General features: G+C 69.2%; 18 protein-coding genes. 6 read left to right on the top strand and 12 right to left on the bottom strand.

Annotated elements, in window-relative coordinates; all coding sequences use genetic code 11:
- Positions 1-196: 196 nt before the first annotated feature.
- The gene (trpS, locus tag ACZ5DS_RS30820; RefSeq protein ID WP_468245004.1) at positions 197-1,213 is read left to right on the top strand and encodes a tryptophan--tRNA ligase; all 1,017 of its coding nucleotides are present in this window, start codon (positions 197-199) and stop codon (positions 1,211-1,213) included.
- Positions 1,214-1,383: 170 nt separating this feature from the next.
- Entirely contained in the window at positions 1,384-1,959 is a 576-nt protein-coding gene (locus ACZ5DS_RS30815; protein WP_468245002.1) for a 2'-5' RNA ligase family protein, read from the top strand.
- Positions 1,960-2,034: 75 nt separating this feature from the next.
- Here ACZ5DS_RS30815 and ACZ5DS_RS30810 read toward each other — a convergent pair whose 3' ends face one another.
- Positions 2,035-2,790 (bottom strand): decaprenylphospho-beta-D-erythro-pentofuranosid-2-ulose 2-reductase, encoded by a 756-nt coding sequence (locus ACZ5DS_RS30810; RefSeq protein WP_468245000.1) that lies wholly within the window; start codon positions 2,788-2,790, stop codon positions 2,035-2,037.
- An 85-nt stretch (positions 2,791-2,875) separates the two neighbouring features.
- Here ACZ5DS_RS30810 and ACZ5DS_RS30805 point away from each other — a divergent pair, with 85 nt between their 5' ends.
- Positions 2,876-3,793 (top strand): YihY/virulence factor BrkB family protein, encoded by a 918-nt coding sequence (locus tag ACZ5DS_RS30805; protein ID WP_468244998.1) that lies wholly within the window; start codon positions 2,876-2,878, stop codon positions 3,791-3,793.
- Here ACZ5DS_RS30805 and ACZ5DS_RS30800 read toward each other — a convergent pair.
- Positions 3,741-4,976: a D-alanyl-D-alanine carboxypeptidase family protein gene (locus ACZ5DS_RS30800; protein WP_468244995.1), complete on the bottom strand. Its 1,236-nt coding sequence runs from the start codon at positions 4,974-4,976 to the stop codon at positions 3,741-3,743. The genes ACZ5DS_RS30805 and ACZ5DS_RS30800 overlap by 53 nt on opposite strands.
- Positions 4,977-5,067: 91 nt before the next feature.
- Here ACZ5DS_RS30800 and ACZ5DS_RS30795 point away from each other — a divergent pair, with 91 nt between their 5' ends.
- The 3 genes from ACZ5DS_RS30795 (at position 5,068) to ACZ5DS_RS30785 (ending at position 8,314) form a co-directional block, all read left to right on the top strand.
- Entirely contained in the window at positions 5,068-5,307 is a 240-nt protein-coding gene (locus tag ACZ5DS_RS30795; protein ID WP_468244992.1) for an SCO4848 family membrane protein, read from the top strand.
- 16 nt (positions 5,308-5,323) lie between these two features.
- Positions 5,324-6,532, top strand: coding sequence for a metallophosphoesterase (locus ACZ5DS_RS30790; RefSeq protein ID WP_468244990.1), 1,209 nt, complete (start codon positions 5,324-5,326; stop codon positions 6,530-6,532).
- A gap of 237 nt (positions 6,533-6,769) precedes the next feature.
- The gene (locus ACZ5DS_RS30785; protein WP_468244988.1) at positions 6,770-8,314 is read left to right on the top strand and encodes an ABC transporter substrate-binding protein; all 1,545 of its coding nucleotides are present in this window, start codon (positions 6,770-6,772) and stop codon (positions 8,312-8,314) included.
- Here ACZ5DS_RS30785 and ACZ5DS_RS30780 read toward each other — a convergent pair whose 3' ends face one another.
- The 10 genes from ACZ5DS_RS30780 to ACZ5DS_RS30735 form a co-directional block, all read right to left on the bottom strand.
- Positions 8,315-9,061, bottom strand: coding sequence for a TetR/AcrR family transcriptional regulator (locus tag ACZ5DS_RS30780; protein ID WP_468244987.1), 747 nt, complete (start codon positions 9,059-9,061; stop codon positions 8,315-8,317).
- Positions 9,062-9,070: 9 nt separating this feature from the next.
- Positions 9,071-9,580, bottom strand: coding sequence for a thiol-disulfide oxidoreductase DCC family protein (locus tag ACZ5DS_RS30775; protein WP_468244985.1), 510 nt, complete (start codon positions 9,578-9,580; stop codon positions 9,071-9,073).
- A complete protein-coding gene (locus tag ACZ5DS_RS30770) occupies positions 9,577-9,984 on the bottom strand; it encodes a hypothetical protein (protein ID WP_468244982.1) in 408 nt (135 codons plus the stop codon). Before ACZ5DS_RS30770 ends, ACZ5DS_RS30775 begins: the two co-directional genes overlap by 4 nt.
- 108 nt (positions 9,985-10,092) lie before the next feature.
- Positions 10,093-10,503, bottom strand: a complete 411-nt coding sequence (locus ACZ5DS_RS30765; protein WP_468244981.1) for a VOC family protein — start codon at positions 10,501-10,503, stop codon at positions 10,093-10,095.
- Between the two features lie 129 nt (positions 10,504-10,632).
- Positions 10,633-11,244, bottom strand: coding sequence for a Uma2 family endonuclease (locus ACZ5DS_RS30760; protein ID WP_468244980.1), 612 nt, complete (start codon positions 11,242-11,244; stop codon positions 10,633-10,635).
- A 168-nt stretch (positions 11,245-11,412) separates the two neighbouring features.
- Positions 11,413-12,174 (bottom strand): succinate dehydrogenase iron-sulfur subunit, encoded by a 762-nt coding sequence (locus ACZ5DS_RS30755; protein ID WP_468244977.1) that lies wholly within the window; start codon positions 12,172-12,174, stop codon positions 11,413-11,415.
- On the bottom strand, positions 12,174-13,928 hold the full coding sequence (sdhA, locus tag ACZ5DS_RS30750) for a succinate dehydrogenase flavoprotein subunit (protein ID WP_468244976.1): 1,755 nt from the start codon (positions 13,926-13,928) through the stop codon (positions 12,174-12,176). Before sdhA ends, ACZ5DS_RS30755 begins: the two co-directional genes overlap by 1 nt.
- 19 nt (positions 13,929-13,947) lie before the next feature.
- Positions 13,948-14,430, bottom strand: coding sequence for a succinate dehydrogenase hydrophobic membrane anchor subunit (locus ACZ5DS_RS30745; protein WP_468244973.1), 483 nt, complete (start codon positions 14,428-14,430; stop codon positions 13,948-13,950).
- Between the two features lie 5 nt (positions 14,431-14,435).
- Complete coding sequence (gene sdhC, locus ACZ5DS_RS30740) at positions 14,436-14,816, bottom strand: succinate dehydrogenase, cytochrome b556 subunit (protein WP_468244971.1); 381 nt, start codon at positions 14,814-14,816, stop codon at positions 14,436-14,438.
- A 190-nt stretch (positions 14,817-15,006) separates the two neighbouring features.
- The gene (locus ACZ5DS_RS30735; RefSeq protein WP_468244968.1) at positions 15,007-15,579 is read right to left on the bottom strand and encodes a 2-oxo-4-hydroxy-4-carboxy-5-ureidoimidazoline decarboxylase; all 573 of its coding nucleotides are present in this window, start codon (positions 15,577-15,579) and stop codon (positions 15,007-15,009) included.
- Positions 15,580-15,727 lie beyond the last annotated feature (148 nt).

Below are 15,727 nucleotides of genomic sequence, written 5' to 3'. Positions count from 1 at the left end.
GACGAGCGCTGTTTGGGTTTCCTCCCCCCCCCCCAACGGACCTCTCCTTCTCTTCCCTCCCCCGGGGAATCCGCCCTCCTGGGGGACTCTCCCCCCCCCCCCCCCCCCCCCCCCGCCGCGTGGGCGCGACCAGCCCGCCACGGTCCGCAGTTCCCCATGCACAGAACCCCCCGAGCTCTCTGAGACAATAAAAAACATGGCTTCCGCTGACCAACCTCGCGTGCTCTCCGGCATCCAGCCCACCGCCGGCTCGTTCCACCTCGGCAACTACCTCGGCGCCGTCCGCCAGTGGGTGGCCCTGCAGGAGTCCCACGACGCCTTCTACATGGTCGTCGACCTGCACGCGATCACGGTCCCGCAGGACCCGAAGGACCTGCGCGCCAACACCCGCCTGGCCGCAGCCCAGCTCCTCGCGGCCGGTCTCGACCCGGACCGCTGCACCCTCTTCGTCCAGAGCCACGTCCCCGAGCACGCCCAGCTCGCCTGGATCATGAACTGCCTCACCGGTTTCGGCGAAGCCAGCCGCATGACCCAGTTCAAGGACAAGTCCGCCAAGCAGGGCGCCGAACGGGCCTCCGTCGGCCTGTTCACGTACCCGATCCTGCAGGTCGCCGACATCCTCCTCTACCAGGCCAACGAGGTGCCGGTCGGCGAGGACCAGCGCCAGCACATCGAGCTGACCCGCGACCTGGCCGAGCGTTTCAACGGCCGGTTCGGCGACACGTTCACGATCCCGGCGCCGTACATCCTCAAGGAGACGGCGAAGATCTACGACCTGCAGGACCCGTCGATCAAGATGAGCAAGTCGGCGTCCACGCCGAAGGGCCTGATCAACCTGCTCGACGAGCCGAAGACCACCGCCAAGAAGGTCAAGAGCGCCGTCACCGACACCGACACCGTGATCCGCTACGACGCGGAGAACAAACCGGGCGTGTCGAACCTCCTCACCATCTACTCCACGCTCACCGGCAAGTCGATCGCCGAGCTGGAGCAGGACTACGAGGGCAAGATGTACGGCGCGCTCAAGACGGACCTCGCCGAGGTCATGGTCGAGTTCGTGACGCCGTTCCGGGAGCGCACGCAGCAGTATCTGGACGACGCCGAGACGCTCGACTCGATCCTCGCCAAGGGCGCGGAGAAGGCGCGCGCCGTCGCCGCGGAGACGCTGGCGCAGGCGTACGACCGGGTGGGATTCCTGCCGGCGAAGCACTGAGACGCACGAACCGGCGCTGCGGCGCACGACCGTACACACGTCCGAGCGGGCAGAGCGCTGCACATCACTTCCGCTGCGCCTGCCCACAGGACATCCATGGCCTTACAGTCGATAGCCGACGGCCGGGACGAATGCGGCCGAGAAGAGAACACGCGACGACAGGAGACGACGTGGGGACCGTAACGATCGGCGTGTCGATCGCGGTCCCGGAGCCTCACGGCAGCCTGCTCCAGGAGCGGCGCGCGGGCTTCGGCGACGCCGCGGCTCACGGCATCCCCACGCACGTCACCCTGGTGCCGCCGACCGAGCTGGACGCGGCCGACCTGCCGGCGGTCGACACGCACCTCACGGAGGTCGCGGCGGCCGGCCGGCCGTTCCCGATGCGCCTGTCCGGGACGGGAACGTTCCGGCCCCTGTCGCCGGTCGTCTATGTGCGCGTCGTGCAGGGCGCCGAGGCCTGTGCCTGGCTGCAGCAGCGGGTCCGCGACGCCTCCGGGCCCGTGGCCCGCGACCTGCAGTTCCCGTACCACCCGCATGTCACGGTCGCGCACGGCATCGACGAGGCGGCGATGGACCGCGCCTTCGCGGAGCTGGCCGACTTCGAGGCCGAGTGGCCGTGCACCGGCTTCGCGCTGTACGAGCAGGGCGCCGACGACGTGTGGCGCAAGCTGCGGGAGTACACGTTCGGAGGGGCCGTGGTGCCGCCGCAGTCGCTCCGCGGGGTCGGCCGTAGCGCAGTGTCGTAGCGCCGGGTTCTGGTGGTCGGCGGCTGCGGCTTTCGTCGTGGTTGCTCGCGCAGTTCCCCGCGCCCCTTTGGGGCGCTAAATAGGCAACCTGCGGAACAGCGCCCGTGGCATGTGCCGTAGCGCCGACATCGCCACGCGCAGTGCGCCCGGCACCCACACCGTCTCCGAGCCGCGGCGCAGGCCCAGTTCGATGGCCGTGGCGACCGCCTCGGGGGTGGTGGCGAGCGGGGCCTCGGGCAGGCCGGCCGTCATCCGCGTACGGACGAATCCGGGGCGTACGACCATGACGTGCACGCCGGTGCCGTACAGCGCGTCGCCGAGACCCTGGGCGAAGGCGTCGAGCCCGGCCTTGCTGGAGCCGTAGATGAAGTCGGAGCGGCGGGCGCGTTCGCCGGCGGCGGAGGAGAGGACCACCAGGGAGCCGTGGCCCTGGGTCTGGAGGGAGCGGGCGGCGACCAGGCCCGCCGAGACGGCTCCCGTGTAGTTGGTCTGGGCGACCTGGACGGCGCGCAGCGGCTCGCGCTCGTCGTGGGCCTGGTCGCCGAGGATGCCGAAGGCGAGCAGCACCATGTCGATGCCGCCCTCGGCGAAGACCTTGCCGAGGACCGTCTCGTGGTGCGCGATGTCGAGGGCGTCGAAGGCGACGGTGCGGGCGTCGGCGCCCAGGGCGCGCAGGCTCTCGGCCGCCTGTTCCAGGGCGGGGGAGGGACGGCCGGCCAGCCACACGGTGCGGGTGCGGCGGGCGATCAGACGGCGGGCGGTGGCCAGCGCGATCTCGGACGTGCCGCCGAGGACGAGCAGGGACTGGGGCAGATCGGTGGCGTCCTTCATGACAGCTGACCGTATCGCCCGTATATGTCCGTCTTGGCGAAGAAACGCGGTGTTGACGCCCACTCGGAGCGGGCACAGTCCGATCATGGACTGGCTGAAGAAGCTTCCCGGGATCGGGCCGATCGTCACGTGGCTGACGGCCACGCACGCATGGCGGGCGTACGAGCGCCTGGACCGGGTGAAGTGGACGCGGCTGGCCGCAGCGATGACCTTCATCAGCTTCGTGTCGCTGTTCCCGCTGCTGACGCTGGGCGGCGCGATCGCCGCCGCCACGCTCAGCAAGTCGCAGCAGAAGGACCTCCAGAACAGGATCGCCGACCAGATCCCCGGCCTCGCCGACCAGGTGGACATCAACTCCCTGGTCCAGAACGCCGGTACGGTCGGGCTCATCGCCGGCGCCGTGCTGCTGTTCACCGGCATGGGCTGGGTCGGCCAGATGCGCGACTGCCTGCGCGCGGTGTGGGAGCTGCCCGACAAACAGGAGAACCCGGTCCTGGCCAAGGCCAAGGACGCGGGCATCCTGGTCGGGTTCGGCGGAGCCGTCCTCGCCACGCTCGCCCTCTCCACCGTCGCCTCCGCGCTGGTGGGACGGCTCACCGACCAGCTCGGCATCGACCGGTCGGGCTGGGGCGGCATCCTGCTGCGGATCGCCGCGTTCGCCGTCGCCGTGCTCGCCGACTTCCTGCTCCTGCTCTACGTCCTGACCCTGCTGCCCGGCGTGGAACCGCCGCGCCGCCGCCTGCTGGTCGCGGCGCTCCTCGGCGCGGTCGGCTTCGAAGCGCTCAAGCTGCTGCTCAGCGGCTACATCCAGGGAGTGGCCGCGAAGAGCATGTACGGCGCGTTCGGCGTCCCCGTGGCTCTGCTGCTGTGGATCAACTTCACCGCGAAACTCCTCCTGTTCTGCGCCGCCTGGACGGCGACGCAGCCCGAGGAGAGCGGAGCCGAGGACGTCAGGGGCGCGGCCGACGGCGCATCAGGTCCGGCAGCGGCCAACGGCGGTTGACCAGGAACGCGGCGCCGGCGAGCAGCACCAGCAGTCCGCCCGCGACGGCCAGGGCGATCCCCATGCCGCTGGAGCCGCCCGCGGCCGTGGAGCCCGCCACCGGCTTCGAGCCGGGCCCGTGGGTCCCCTCCGGCTGCCCGGCCGAGGTGCTGGCGCCGGGCTGGGCGGAGGACTGCGCGGCGCTCTTCGGCGGGACCAGCTCGCCCACCGCCCTGACCTTGCCGGCCGCCTGGAAGCCCCAGTCGAAGAGCTTCGCGGTCTCCTTGTAGACCTCGTTGTGGTCGTGCTTCTCCGGGTTCATCACCGTGACCAGCAGCACCTTGCCGCCCCGTTCGGCGACCCCGGTGAAGGTGGCGCCCGCGTTGGTGGTGTTGCCGTTCTTCACGCCGGCGATGCCCTGGTAGACGGGCACATCGGTGTCGCCGCTCAGCAGCCGGTTGGTGTTCCGGATCTCGCCGGAGTCGAACTTCGCCGACACGGTCGAGCAGTAGTCGCGGAAGTCTTTCTTCTGCAGTCCGGAACGGGCGATCAGCGTCAGGTCGTAGGCCGAGGACACCTGCCCCGGCGCGTCGTAGCCGTCCGGGCTGACCACGTGCGTGTCCAGGGCCTGCAGCTCGTCGGCGTGGTCCTGCATGTCCTTGACGGTCTGCGCGACACCGCCGTTCATCGCGGACAGCACGTGCACGGCGTCGTTGCCCGAGCGCAGGAAGACCCCGAGCCACAGGTCGTGAACGGTGTAGGTGCGGCCCTCCTTTATCCCGACCACGCTGGAGCCGGTCCCCATGCCCGCCAGGTCGGTCGGCGCCACCTTGTGCTCGGTCGTCTTCGGGAACCTCGGCAGCACGGTGTCCGCGAACAGCATCTTCAGGGTGCTCGCCGGGGGCAGCTGCCAGTGCGCGTTGTGCGCGGCGAGGATCTCGCCGGACTCGGCGTCGGAGACGAGCCAGGAGCGGGCGGTGAGGTCCTTGGGGAGCACGGGCACGCCGTCGGCGAGGTTCACCTGCGTCCCGGGCTGCCCGAGCAGGGCGCCGCCCACCTGTGACATCTGCGCCGGCGGCGTGGCCGTCGGGCTGGTCGAGGGGGTCGGGGCCGCGAGGGCGGCGGGTGCGGTGGCGGACAGGGACAGCAGCGTGGCGGTGGTGACCAGCAGGGATCGCCTGACGGTCTTCTTGGGTGCGGGCACGGCCCAGAACGTACCTGGCACGGGCAGCGACCTCCCACCTCGCCCCCCACCCCGGCCACGGAACCGAACACCGGAAGGCGATACTGATCTCATGAAGCTCAGCCGCCCGGTCTCCTGGTTCCTGCTCGCCTTCGGGGTGTGGAGCTGGGTCATCTGGGTCACTTTCGTCAAAAACCTGATCAAGGACAGCAGCGGTCTCGCCTTCGACGACGGTCACCCGACCGCGTACTTCTGGGTGCACCTGCTGCTGGCGGTCGTTTCCTTCGTATTGGGGACGGCCATCGGGGTCATCGGGTTGCGCGGACTGCGCGCACTGCGCCGGAAGTCATAGCGGGGGATACGGCAGCGTGGTCATCGTCTTCGTGCTCGTGGCGCTGGTCGTCCTGGCCGTCCTGGCGCTCGGCCACTGGTACGTGTGGCGGCGCCTGGTCCGCGACACGACGCGCGGCCCGGGCCTCGCCCGCCGCGCCGGCACGGCGGTCTTCGTCGCCGGCCCGCTGCTGATGATCACGGCCCTGGTCGCCGAACGCTCCGGCGCCCCCTTCCGGCTCCAGCGCACCCTCGCCTGGCCCGGCTTCCTGTGGATGGCGCTCGCGCTGTACCTGCTGCTGGCGGTGGTGGCGGGAGAGGCGATACGACCGCTGCTGCGACGCCTCCTGGACCGGAGGCCGGGGGTCCAGGGGGCGGAGCCCCCCGGCACGCCCACTGCGGCACCGGAACCGCATCAGGAACCCACCCGCCGCCTCTTCGTCTCCCGCGTCGTCGGCGGAGCCGCTGCCGCCGCCGCAGTAGGGACCGTCGGCTACGGCACCTACGGCGTCCTGCGCGGGCCGCGTGTGAAGCGGGTCACGGTCCCGCTCGCCAAACTGCCGCGCGCCGCGCACGGTTTCCGGATCGCGGTCGTCAGCGACATCCACCTCGGCCCGATCCTGGGCCGGGACTTCGCGCAGAAGGTCGTCGACACCGTCAACGCGACCCAGCCCGACCTGATCGCGGTCGTCGGCGATCTGGTGGACGGCAGCGTCAAGGACCTCGGTCCGGCCACCGCACCCCTCGCCCAGCTCACCGCCCGGCACGGCGCCTACTTCGTCACCGGCAACCACGAGTACTTCTCCGGCGTCGCACAGTGGGTCGCCGAGGTGCGCACGCTGGGCCTGCACCCGCTGGAGAACGCCCGCACCGAGCTGCCGTACTTCGACCTGGCCGGGGTGAACGACCTCCAGGGCGAGAGCGAGGGCCAGGGCCCCGACTTCGAGAAGGCGCTCGGCGACCGGGACCCGGCACGCGCGTGCGTGCTCCTCGCCCACCAGCCGGTGCAGATCCACGAGGCCGTACGGCACGGCGTCGACCTCCAGCTCTCCGGCCACACCCACGGCGGCCAGCTCTGGCCCGGCAACCTGATCGCGGCCGCCGCCAACCCGACCGTGGCCGGTCTCGACCGCTACGGCGACACGCAGCTGTACGTCAGCCGGGGCGCGGGCGCCTGGGGTCCGCCCACGCGCGTGGGCGCGCCGTCGGACGTGACGGTGATCGAGCTGGCCGCAACGCGCGCGTGAACCAGGCCCCAACGGGCGCTTGACGGAAATCGCTTGCAGCCGCTGTGAAGACGCTGTGGAACCCGGCGGAGACAACGCCTCGGTAAGTTCTTTCTCATTCGGTCGGATTGCTCTTCCCCCCGCTGAAACACGTGTGGTTAGGTGAGCCGCGCCACTAGGGGAGTGGCGGAATTTGTGCTGGGCCAGGGGTAGGGCTCTGACAGGCCTGGGGAGGGCACCACCATGCGATCTGTTCGCATGCGCATTCTCGTGACGCTGCTCGTACTCGCCGTCGTGGGAATCGGCGGCTGGCAGTTGCTGCCGTCGCAGGAGGACAAGAACAAGACCATCACGGTCGGCACGACGGACGCCGTCACCTCACTGGACCCGGCCGGCGCCTACGACGCCGGATCCTGGGCCCTGTTCAGCAACGTCTTCCAGACGCTGCTCACCTTCGAACCGGGCGGTGTCGAACCGGTCCCGGACGCGGCGAAGAGCTGCGCCTTCGAGGCCGGCGGACTGACCGCGTACCAGTGCACACTGCGCGGCGACATCAGCTTCCCGAGCGGACGCAGGATGACCGCCGAGGACGTGAAGTACTCCTTCGAGCGCGTCAAGAAGATCAACTCCGAGGTCGGCCCGGCGTCCCTCTTCTCCACGCTCCGCTCGGTGAGCGCCGACAACGCGACGACGGTGACCTTCCACCTGTCGTCCCCGGACGCCACCTTCCCGCTGAAGGTCGCCACCGGCGCCGGTTCGATCGTCGACAAGGACAAGTACCCGGCCGGTGCCCTGCGCACCGACACCGGTGTCGACGGCACCGGCCCGTACACGCTGGCCTCGTACACGAAGGACACCAAGGCCGTCCTGGCGCCGTACCGGAACTACCGGGGCTACCTCGGCGGCACCGGCCGCCCGATCGAGCTGCGTTACTTCGCCGACTCCGAGAAGCTGAACGGCGCGTGGAAGGACAAGCAGGTCGAGGTCGCCACCCGGACGCTGCCGCCGAGCGTGCTCTCCCGGCTGAACCCGAGCGACCCCACGCAGCGTGTCACCGAGTCCGACAGCTCCGAGATCCGCAACCTCTACCTCAACACCCGCGCGAGCTCCCCGCTGCACGATGTGCGCGTGCGCCGCGCCCTGGCCTGGCTGGTCAACCGCGAGCAGCTGGCGGCCACGGTGTACGAGGGCACGGTCGATCCGCTGTACTCGGTGATCCCGACCGGCATCACCGGCCACACCACGTCCTTCTTCGACAGCTACCCGCAGCAGAGCACCAGGAAGGCGCGGGAGCTGCTCACCGAGGCCGGGGTGAGCCTGCCGGTGCGCTTCACCTTCGGGTACGGCAAGGGCCGGGGCGCGGGCGAGGAGGAGGCCGCGGAGCTGAAGAAGCAGCTGGAGGCGGGCGGCCTGTTCAAGGTGGACGTCCAGGGCTACGAGTGGACCGACTTCCAGAAGCGCTGGGCCGCCGGGAAGATGGACGCCTGGGCGGTCGGCTGGGTGGCCGACTATCCCGACCCGGACACCTTCGGCGCACCGCTCGTCGGCACCGGCTCCACCATGAGCACCGGCTACAGCAACAAGGTCGTCGACAACCTCATCCTGGACAGCCAGCAGTACGCCGACCGCTCGCGGGCCGCCGCCGACTTCCGTTCCCTCCAGGCGGACGTGGCGGCCGACGTGCCGCTGATCCCGCTGTGGCAGCGCAAGGAGTACGTGGTCAGCACCGAGGACGTCGGCGGCAGCCAGTACCTCTCGGACGGCACGGGCGTGTTCCGCCTGTGGCGTCTGCAGTGGATCTGATCAGCCCGTCGCGTCGCGCCGCGCCCTGGCCTTCGGGTCCGGCAGTGCCTTCGTCATCCCCGGCAGGAAGTCCGTGAACAGTTCGTGGACGTCGAGCACCAGGGGGCGCAGCACCCGGAAGCGGGCCAGGGCGACCCCGCGGGCGGTCAGCCGTGCCCCCCGACGAGCCAACCGGTAGCTGCGCTCGTACGCCTCAGTGCGGTCGAACACCCAGTACAGGACGAGGCCCATCTGGGAGAGCCACATCAGCTCCGGGAGGATGTCCCTCAGTTCGGGTGGCACCTTGGACTTGGAGCCGGCCAGTACCTCGCGGTGGACGCTGATGGCCTGCTCGCGGGCGTGCTCGCTCTCCGGTGAGAAGGGGCTGAGCGGGCTGTCCGGGTCGGCGGCGTTCTTGAAGAACTGGACGGCGAACTCGTGGTACGGCCGGGCGATGTCCAGCCATGCCGTCAGCACGCCCGCGAGGCGCGCCTCCAGGTCGGTCTCCCGGTCCAGGATCCCCCGGACCGCCACCTGGTGCTCGGCGGCGATCCGGTCGTAGAAGCCCTGGATCAGGTGCTCCTTGCCCGCGAAGTAGTAATAGGCGTTGCCGACGGAGACCCCGGCCTCCTTGGCGATGGCCCGCATGGTCGTCTTGTCGTAGCCGTGCTCCTGGAACAACCGCATCGCGGTCTCCAGGATCAGCGCGCGGGTCTGCTCGGACTTGGTCTGGGGGCCGGCCTCGGGGCCGTCGTTCTTCGCGGGCACGACAGGAGCCTAACCAGTGGCGCAGGCACCGCCGGAGCAGGACGGCGGGTTGTACGTCCAGCCCGTGCTCGGGCGGTATTCCCAGCCGTCCGCGCGGGGGTACGACTGCCCGCCCCACTGCCCGTTCCGCCCCTGCGCACCCCGCCACTTCGCGGCCGCCAGCACCGCGCCCCGGGCCAGCTTCGCCCCGGCCGGAGTGCTCAGCCTGTGGGCCAGCGGCCGGTGTTCGCGCAGGGCCCACAGGACGACGATCCAGGCCCGCGAGCCCTGGTAGACCTGGCCGGAGTCGCCGATCACGGTGACCTCGTCCAGGGTGGCGCCGTGATCGAGCCCCGGAAAGCGCCTGCGTGCCTCGGCCGACCCGGCCGGGACCAGCTCCAGCGGCACCAGCTGCGCCTGTCGTACGAGCCAGCCGCGCAGATGCGTGCACAGGCCGCACTCGGCGTCGTACAGGACGGTGAGTCCGCGGACCGGAGCGCCTGCCGCGCCCCGGTCCTGACCGGCGGTCACGGTGGTCACGCCCCGACCGTCGGCGCAGCCCAGCCCTGCGGGGCCACGGGCGGCTGCTGCTCGCGCTCCATGAGCCCGCGCCGCCGGATCTTGTTGAGCACGTACACGTTGCCCAGGTGCATCGCGCCGAGCACCAGCAGCACCACGCCGAGCTTGACCGACAGGACCTCGAAGATCGCCCGGGTGTCGCCGACGTCGCTGTTGTCGGTCAGGAACAGGGCCACGAAGCCGAGGTTGACGAGGTAGAACCCGACCACCAGGAGGTGGTTGACGGCGTCGGCGAGCTTGTCGTTGCCGTGCAGCACATCGGCGAGGAAGACCCGGCCGTTGCGGCTGAGCGTGCGGGCGACCCACACGGTCAGCGCGATGCTGACGACCAGGTAGATGACGTAGGCGATGACAATGCGGTCCATGCGCCCCACCCCTTCTTGAACGCGTTCAAAACGCTGACAGGGATGACTGTAGCCCTGCTTTTGAACGTGTTCAACTCAATGGAGGAGGGGGCTGGTGAGGCCTTCGTCTCAGCTTCTGCGGCCCAACTCCCGCCGCTTGGTGTAGTCGGTGAGGCCGAAGACGTTGCCCCAGGGGTCCGCGAACTCCACGGTCCAGCCGGTGGCCACCTGGAACACCTCGTCCAGCGGCTCGATCCCGGCGTCCGCCAGCCTCCGCGCGGCCACCCGCGCGTCCGGCACCTCCAGCCAGAGGCGCGGCGCCAGCCAGAGCGGCGGCCGCTCTACCAGCGCCTCCTCGGCGCGCAGCAGGATGCCGGGCGTCTCCCCGCCGACCTTCAGCAGCGCGATCCCGGCCTCGTCGAACCGGAACCCCACGGTGAACCCTGCCTGTTCGTAGAAGGCGATCGCCTCGTCGAGGTCGCCGACGGACAGCAGTACGTTGTCGAAACCGAGTAGCTCGTACGACTCTTCGTCTGACATGTCGTCACATTAGTGGCCAAGCCGGACAAGATGCGAGGAGCCCCACCGAAGCGGATTCGGCGGGACTCCTCAGGAAGAGCTGGAAACCTGCCCGTTCCCGGCCCGGGAGACGCAGAGCCCCAGAGGGGCTCACGGGCGGCGAGGGCGGCCCGCTGCGAGGATGGCGGCCACGTCCAGGGTGACCTTGGCGCCGATGGAGTCGGGGAGGGTGACGATCTCGCCGGGGGCGTGGACGCGATGGCTGTCGTAGTCGTCCTCTGCGGGGTTGGTGAGGACGTGAACGCGCTGATGCTTGCGGTCGATGATCACGTACACCGGCACGTCGGCGTCGGCGTATGCGGCGGTCTTGATCTGCAGATCGGACTTCCAGTTGTTGGAGGTCACTTCGAGAACGAGACGGAAGACCGCGGGGTCGTAGCAGTTGCGCTCGATGTGGTGGTCGTCGATGTCAGCGTCGACGACACACAGGTCGGGGGTCGCGAAGCCCCCTGGTCCGCCGGGGAGCCAGATGCTGATGTTCTGACCGACCTTGGTCTCGGCACCGTGGAGGCCGGCCGTGACGAACGGGATGGTGAGGTCGGTCAAGATGAAGGAATGGGGAGCGTCCGGGGACGGGGTCACGAGGATCTGGCCTCCGATGATCTCGACGCGGTAGCCCGGATGATGCTCCATGATCTCGTCGGCCACGTCCCACAATGACGGCTCGTCGTTGTGCGGCTGCTCGACAGCTTCTGTGGACATCAGATGCCTCCTGTGGGCTGGTGCCGAGGGAATCATCGTAGGCGCGATGTGCCAGGCGTGTCCTGTACGAACCGGTTCACCCGATCGTGTCCCAGACATATGCCTGGGGCCCCGATTCCCGGTGCGAAACCGGGAAGCGGGGCCCACAGCCACGTACAGGTAGGGACCTCAGAAGCGGCGCGTGATCAGCGCCTTCTTCACCTCGGCGATCGCCTTCGTGACCTCGATACCGCGCGGGCAGGCGTCCGTGCAGTTGAAGGTCGTGCGGCAGCGCCACACGCCGTCCTTGTCGTTGAGGATCTCCAGGCGCTGCTCGCCCGCCTCGTCACGGCTGTCGAAGATGAAGCGGTGCGCGTTGACGATGGCGGCCGGGCCGAAGTACTGGCCGTCGTTCCAGAAGACCGGGCACGAGGACGTGCACGCGGCGCAGAGGATGCACTTCGTCGTGTCGTCGAAGCGCTCGCGGTCCTCGGCGGACTGCAGACGCTCACGCGTCGGCTCGTTCGTGTCCTTCGTGATCAGGAACGGCATGACGTCCCGGTACGCCTGGAAGAACGGCTCCATGTCCACGACCAGGTCCTTGAGGACCGTCAGGCCCTTGATGGGCTCGATCGTGATCGGCTTCTCGGGGTTGATGTCCTTGATCAGCGTCTTGCACGCCAGGCGGTTCTTGCCGTTGATCCGCATGGCGTCGGAGCCGCAGATGCCGTGCGCGCAGGAACGGCGGAAGGTCAGCGTGCCGTCGACGTCCCACTTGATCTTGTGGAGACCGTCGAGGACACGCTCCTTCGGGTCGATCTCCAGCTGGAAGTCTTCCCAGGTCGCCTCGGCCGAGACCTCCGGGTTGAACCGGCGGACCCGGAAGGTGACCGTGATGTACGGGGAGGCCGCGGACTCCGCCTCGACCTTGTCCAGAACAGGGGTAGCCATCAGTACTTACGCTCCATCGGCTGGTAGCGGGTCTGGACGACCGGCTTGTAGTCGAGACGGACGGTTTCCGAGCCGTCGGCGCCGACCTCGCGGTACGCCATCGTGTGGCGCATGAAGTTGACGTCGTCGCGGTTCGGGTAGTCCTCGCGGTAGTGACCGCCGCGGGACTCCTTGCGGGCCAGCGCCGACACCGCCATGACCTCGGCCAGGTCCAGCAGGTTGCCCAGCTCGATGGCCTCCAGCAGGTCGGTGTTGAACCGCTTGCCCTTGTCCTGGATCGCCACGTTCTTGTAGCGCTCGCGCAGCTCGGCGATCTTCTCGACCGCCGTCTTGATCGTCTGCTCGGTGCGGAACACCATGACGTTGGCGTCCATGGTCTCCTGCAGCTCGCGACGGATCGTCGCCACCCGCTCGTTGCCGGTGGAGTTGCGCAGCCGCTCGATCTGCTCGACGACGAACGCCTCCGGGTTCTCCGGCAGCTCGACGAAGTCGGCCGTGTGGGAGTACTCGGCGGCGGCGATGCCCGCACGGCGGCCGAACACGTTGATGTCCAGCAGCGAGTTGGTGCCGAGGCGGTTGGCGCCGTGCACCGAGACACAGGCGACCTCGCCGGCCGCGTACAGACCCGGGACCACCGTGGTGTTGTCCGCCAGGACCTCACCCTCGACGTTGGTCGGGATGCCGCCCATCGCGTAGTGCGCGGTCGGCTGGATCGGGATCGGGTCCGTGTACGGCTCGATACCGAGGTACGTCCGCGCGAACTCGGTGATGTCCGGGAGCTTGGCGTCCAGCTGCTCCGGCGGAAGGTGCGTCAGGTCCAGGTAGACGTGGTCGCCCTCGGGACCGCAGCCGCGGCCCTCGCGGATCTCCGTGTAGATGGAGCGGGAGACGACGTCACGGGACGCGAGGTCCTTCATGACCGGCGCGTACTTCTCCATGAAGCGCTCGCCGTCCTTGTTGCGGAGGATGCCGCCCTCACCACGGGCGCCCTCCGTCAGCAGGATGCCCATGCGCCAGATGCCGGTCGGGTGGAACTGGAAGAACTCCATGTCCTCCAGCGGCAGACCGCGGCGGTAGACGGCGGCCTGGCCGTCACCGGTCAGGGTGTGCGCGTTGGAGGTCACCTTGAAGAACTTGCCGGTGCCGCCGGAGGCGTAGATGACCGCCTTCGCCTGGAAGACGTGGATCTCACCGGTCGCCAGCTCGTACGCCACGACACCGGCCGACTTCTTGACGCCGTCGACCTCGGTGATCAGCTGGTCCAGGACGTAGAACTCGTTGAAGAACTCCACGCCCTCCTTGACGCAGTTCTGGTACAGCGTCTGGAGGATCATGTGGCCGGTGCGGTCGGCCGCGTAGCAGGAGCGGCGGACGGGCGCCTCACCGTGGTTACGGCTGTGACCGCCGAAGCGGCGCTGGTCGATGGTGCCGTTCGGGGTCCGGTTGAACGGCAGGCCCATCTTCTCCAGGTCGAGGACGGCGTCGATGGCCTCCTTCGCCAGGATCTCGGCGGCGTCCTGGTCGACCAGGTAGTCACCGCCCTTGACCGTGTCGAAGGTGTGCCACTCCCAGTTGTCCTCCTCCACGTTGGCGAGCGCGGCGGCCATACCGCCCTGCGCGGCGCCCGTGTGGGAGCGGGTGGGGTAGAGCTTGGTCAGGACCGCGGTGCGGCTGCGCTTCGTCGACTCGATGGCCGCGCGCATGCCCGCGCCGCCGGCGCCGACGATGACGGTGTCGTACTTGTGGATCTTCATGTTTCTCGCAGCCCCGTGCCTAGCGGATGTTCGGGTCGAAGGTGAAGATCACCAGCGTGCCCAGCAGGATGGTGAACACCGTGGCCGTGTAGAGCAGGCCCTTCAGCCACAGCCGGGTGTTCGCGCGCTCCGCGTAGTCGTTGATGACCGTGCGCAGGCCGTTGGCGCCGTGCAGCATCGCAAGCCACAGCATCAGCAGGTCCCAGACCTGCCAGAACGGGGACGCCCAGCGGCCGGCCACGAAGGCGAAGCCGATCTTGGAGACGCCGCCGTCCAGCACCAGCTGGATCAGCAGGTGGCCGAGGACGAGGACGACCAGCACGACGCCGGACAGGCGCATGAACAGCCAGGCCGCCATCTCGAAGTTGCCCCGGGTCGACTTCGGGGTCTTCTTGGTGCGCTTGCGCGGAGGCTCGATGAGCGGGGCCGGGTTGTCGACCGTGTAGAGGGGGGCGCCCTCGACGGGGCCGACTCCGGACGCGGTGGTTTCAGTCGTGGACATGGGCGTCAGCTCCCGAACAGAACACGAGCGGCGTGGCCGAGGACGGGGTAGAGCGCCCCGGCCATCAGGACGACCCAGATGCCGACGACGGTCCAGAGCATCTGCTTCTGGTAGCGCGGGCCCTTCGACCAGAAGTCGACGGCGATGACGCGCAGGCCGTTGAGCGCGTGGAAGAGGATGGCGGCGACGAGGCCGTACTCCAGCAGCGCGACGATCGGCGTCTTGTACGTGGCTACGACCTTGTCGTAGTCCTCGGGGGAGACACGGACGAGTGCGGTGTCCAGCACGTGAACGAACAGGAAGAAGAAAATGAGGACGCCGGTGACTCGGTGAGCCACCCAGGACCACATTCCTTCCCGGCCGCGGTACAGCGTTCCAGCCGGCACGGAAGAACCCTCCGGGAGCGGGGACTAGGGCCGCGCCGGCTTCGGTGTCGGTCGGGCCCGGCCGGGTACGGTCCACCGGCCCCCAGCATCGTATCCATGCGGTGCGCTGCCGCTTACGGGGGGCCTGCCTGTGTGATCAAATTGGCACGCGGTTGGGCTAGCCGTGCGGCATCCGGGGTGGTGTGTGCGGTTATGTGCCGTGTGCGGGTGTGTTGTGGCCGGCCGCTCCCCCCGGCGAAGCCGCTGGTAGATGCAGGCCCGCGCCCCGCAGGGACGTGGCCAGTCTGCTTCTTGCCAGGCGCCGTAGTTCCTCCGCCGCTATCACCCGCTCCTCCTCCGGATCGTTTGTCAATCGTGATCGGATGCCTTCGAGGATGCGGTCGATGGCCTCGTCCGGGTGTACATCCCCCAGATAGATGACGAACGCATGCCCGAATCGGGCTTCGTAGGCGGCGTGTGCCGCGCCCAGGGCCATGTGGGCTGCCGAGTACGTGCCTTCGGGCAGCTCCGGAAGTGACTCGCCCGCCAGGGCCTCCGACAGATCCCCCGGGGACAGGTCGTACGCCGCCTCGTCCGCTGCCGCCAGGAGGGAGTCCAGGTCGGGGTAGGGGCGGTGGGCCGTGATGCGGAGGGACCAGCGCCGGCTGCGGAGGCAGTGGAGGAGCAGGACGCCGGCCTCGTCGGCGGGGGCCGCGTTGAAGGCGTCCAGTGGTGCGGGGAGGTACGGGAGACGATGCGCAGGCAGCGTGGGTCCTCGCGTCACATGTGGTGTGGCAGGGGATCTGGTGAAAGGTGTGTCATCACGTTATCGAGAGTGGTCACTGTGTGTCCGAGGGATGCCCGAATTTCACTCGAACGGGAGAGTTTCGGAACGTGTCGATGACGAATGATCCGCCGATCGGTCGTACGTT

The sequence above is a fragment of the Streptomyces sp. NPDC031100 genome, assembly GCF_055570785.1.
The sequence above is the reverse complement of the archived record's forward strand: the minus strand, read 5'-3'. Positions and strand labels throughout refer to the sequence as shown.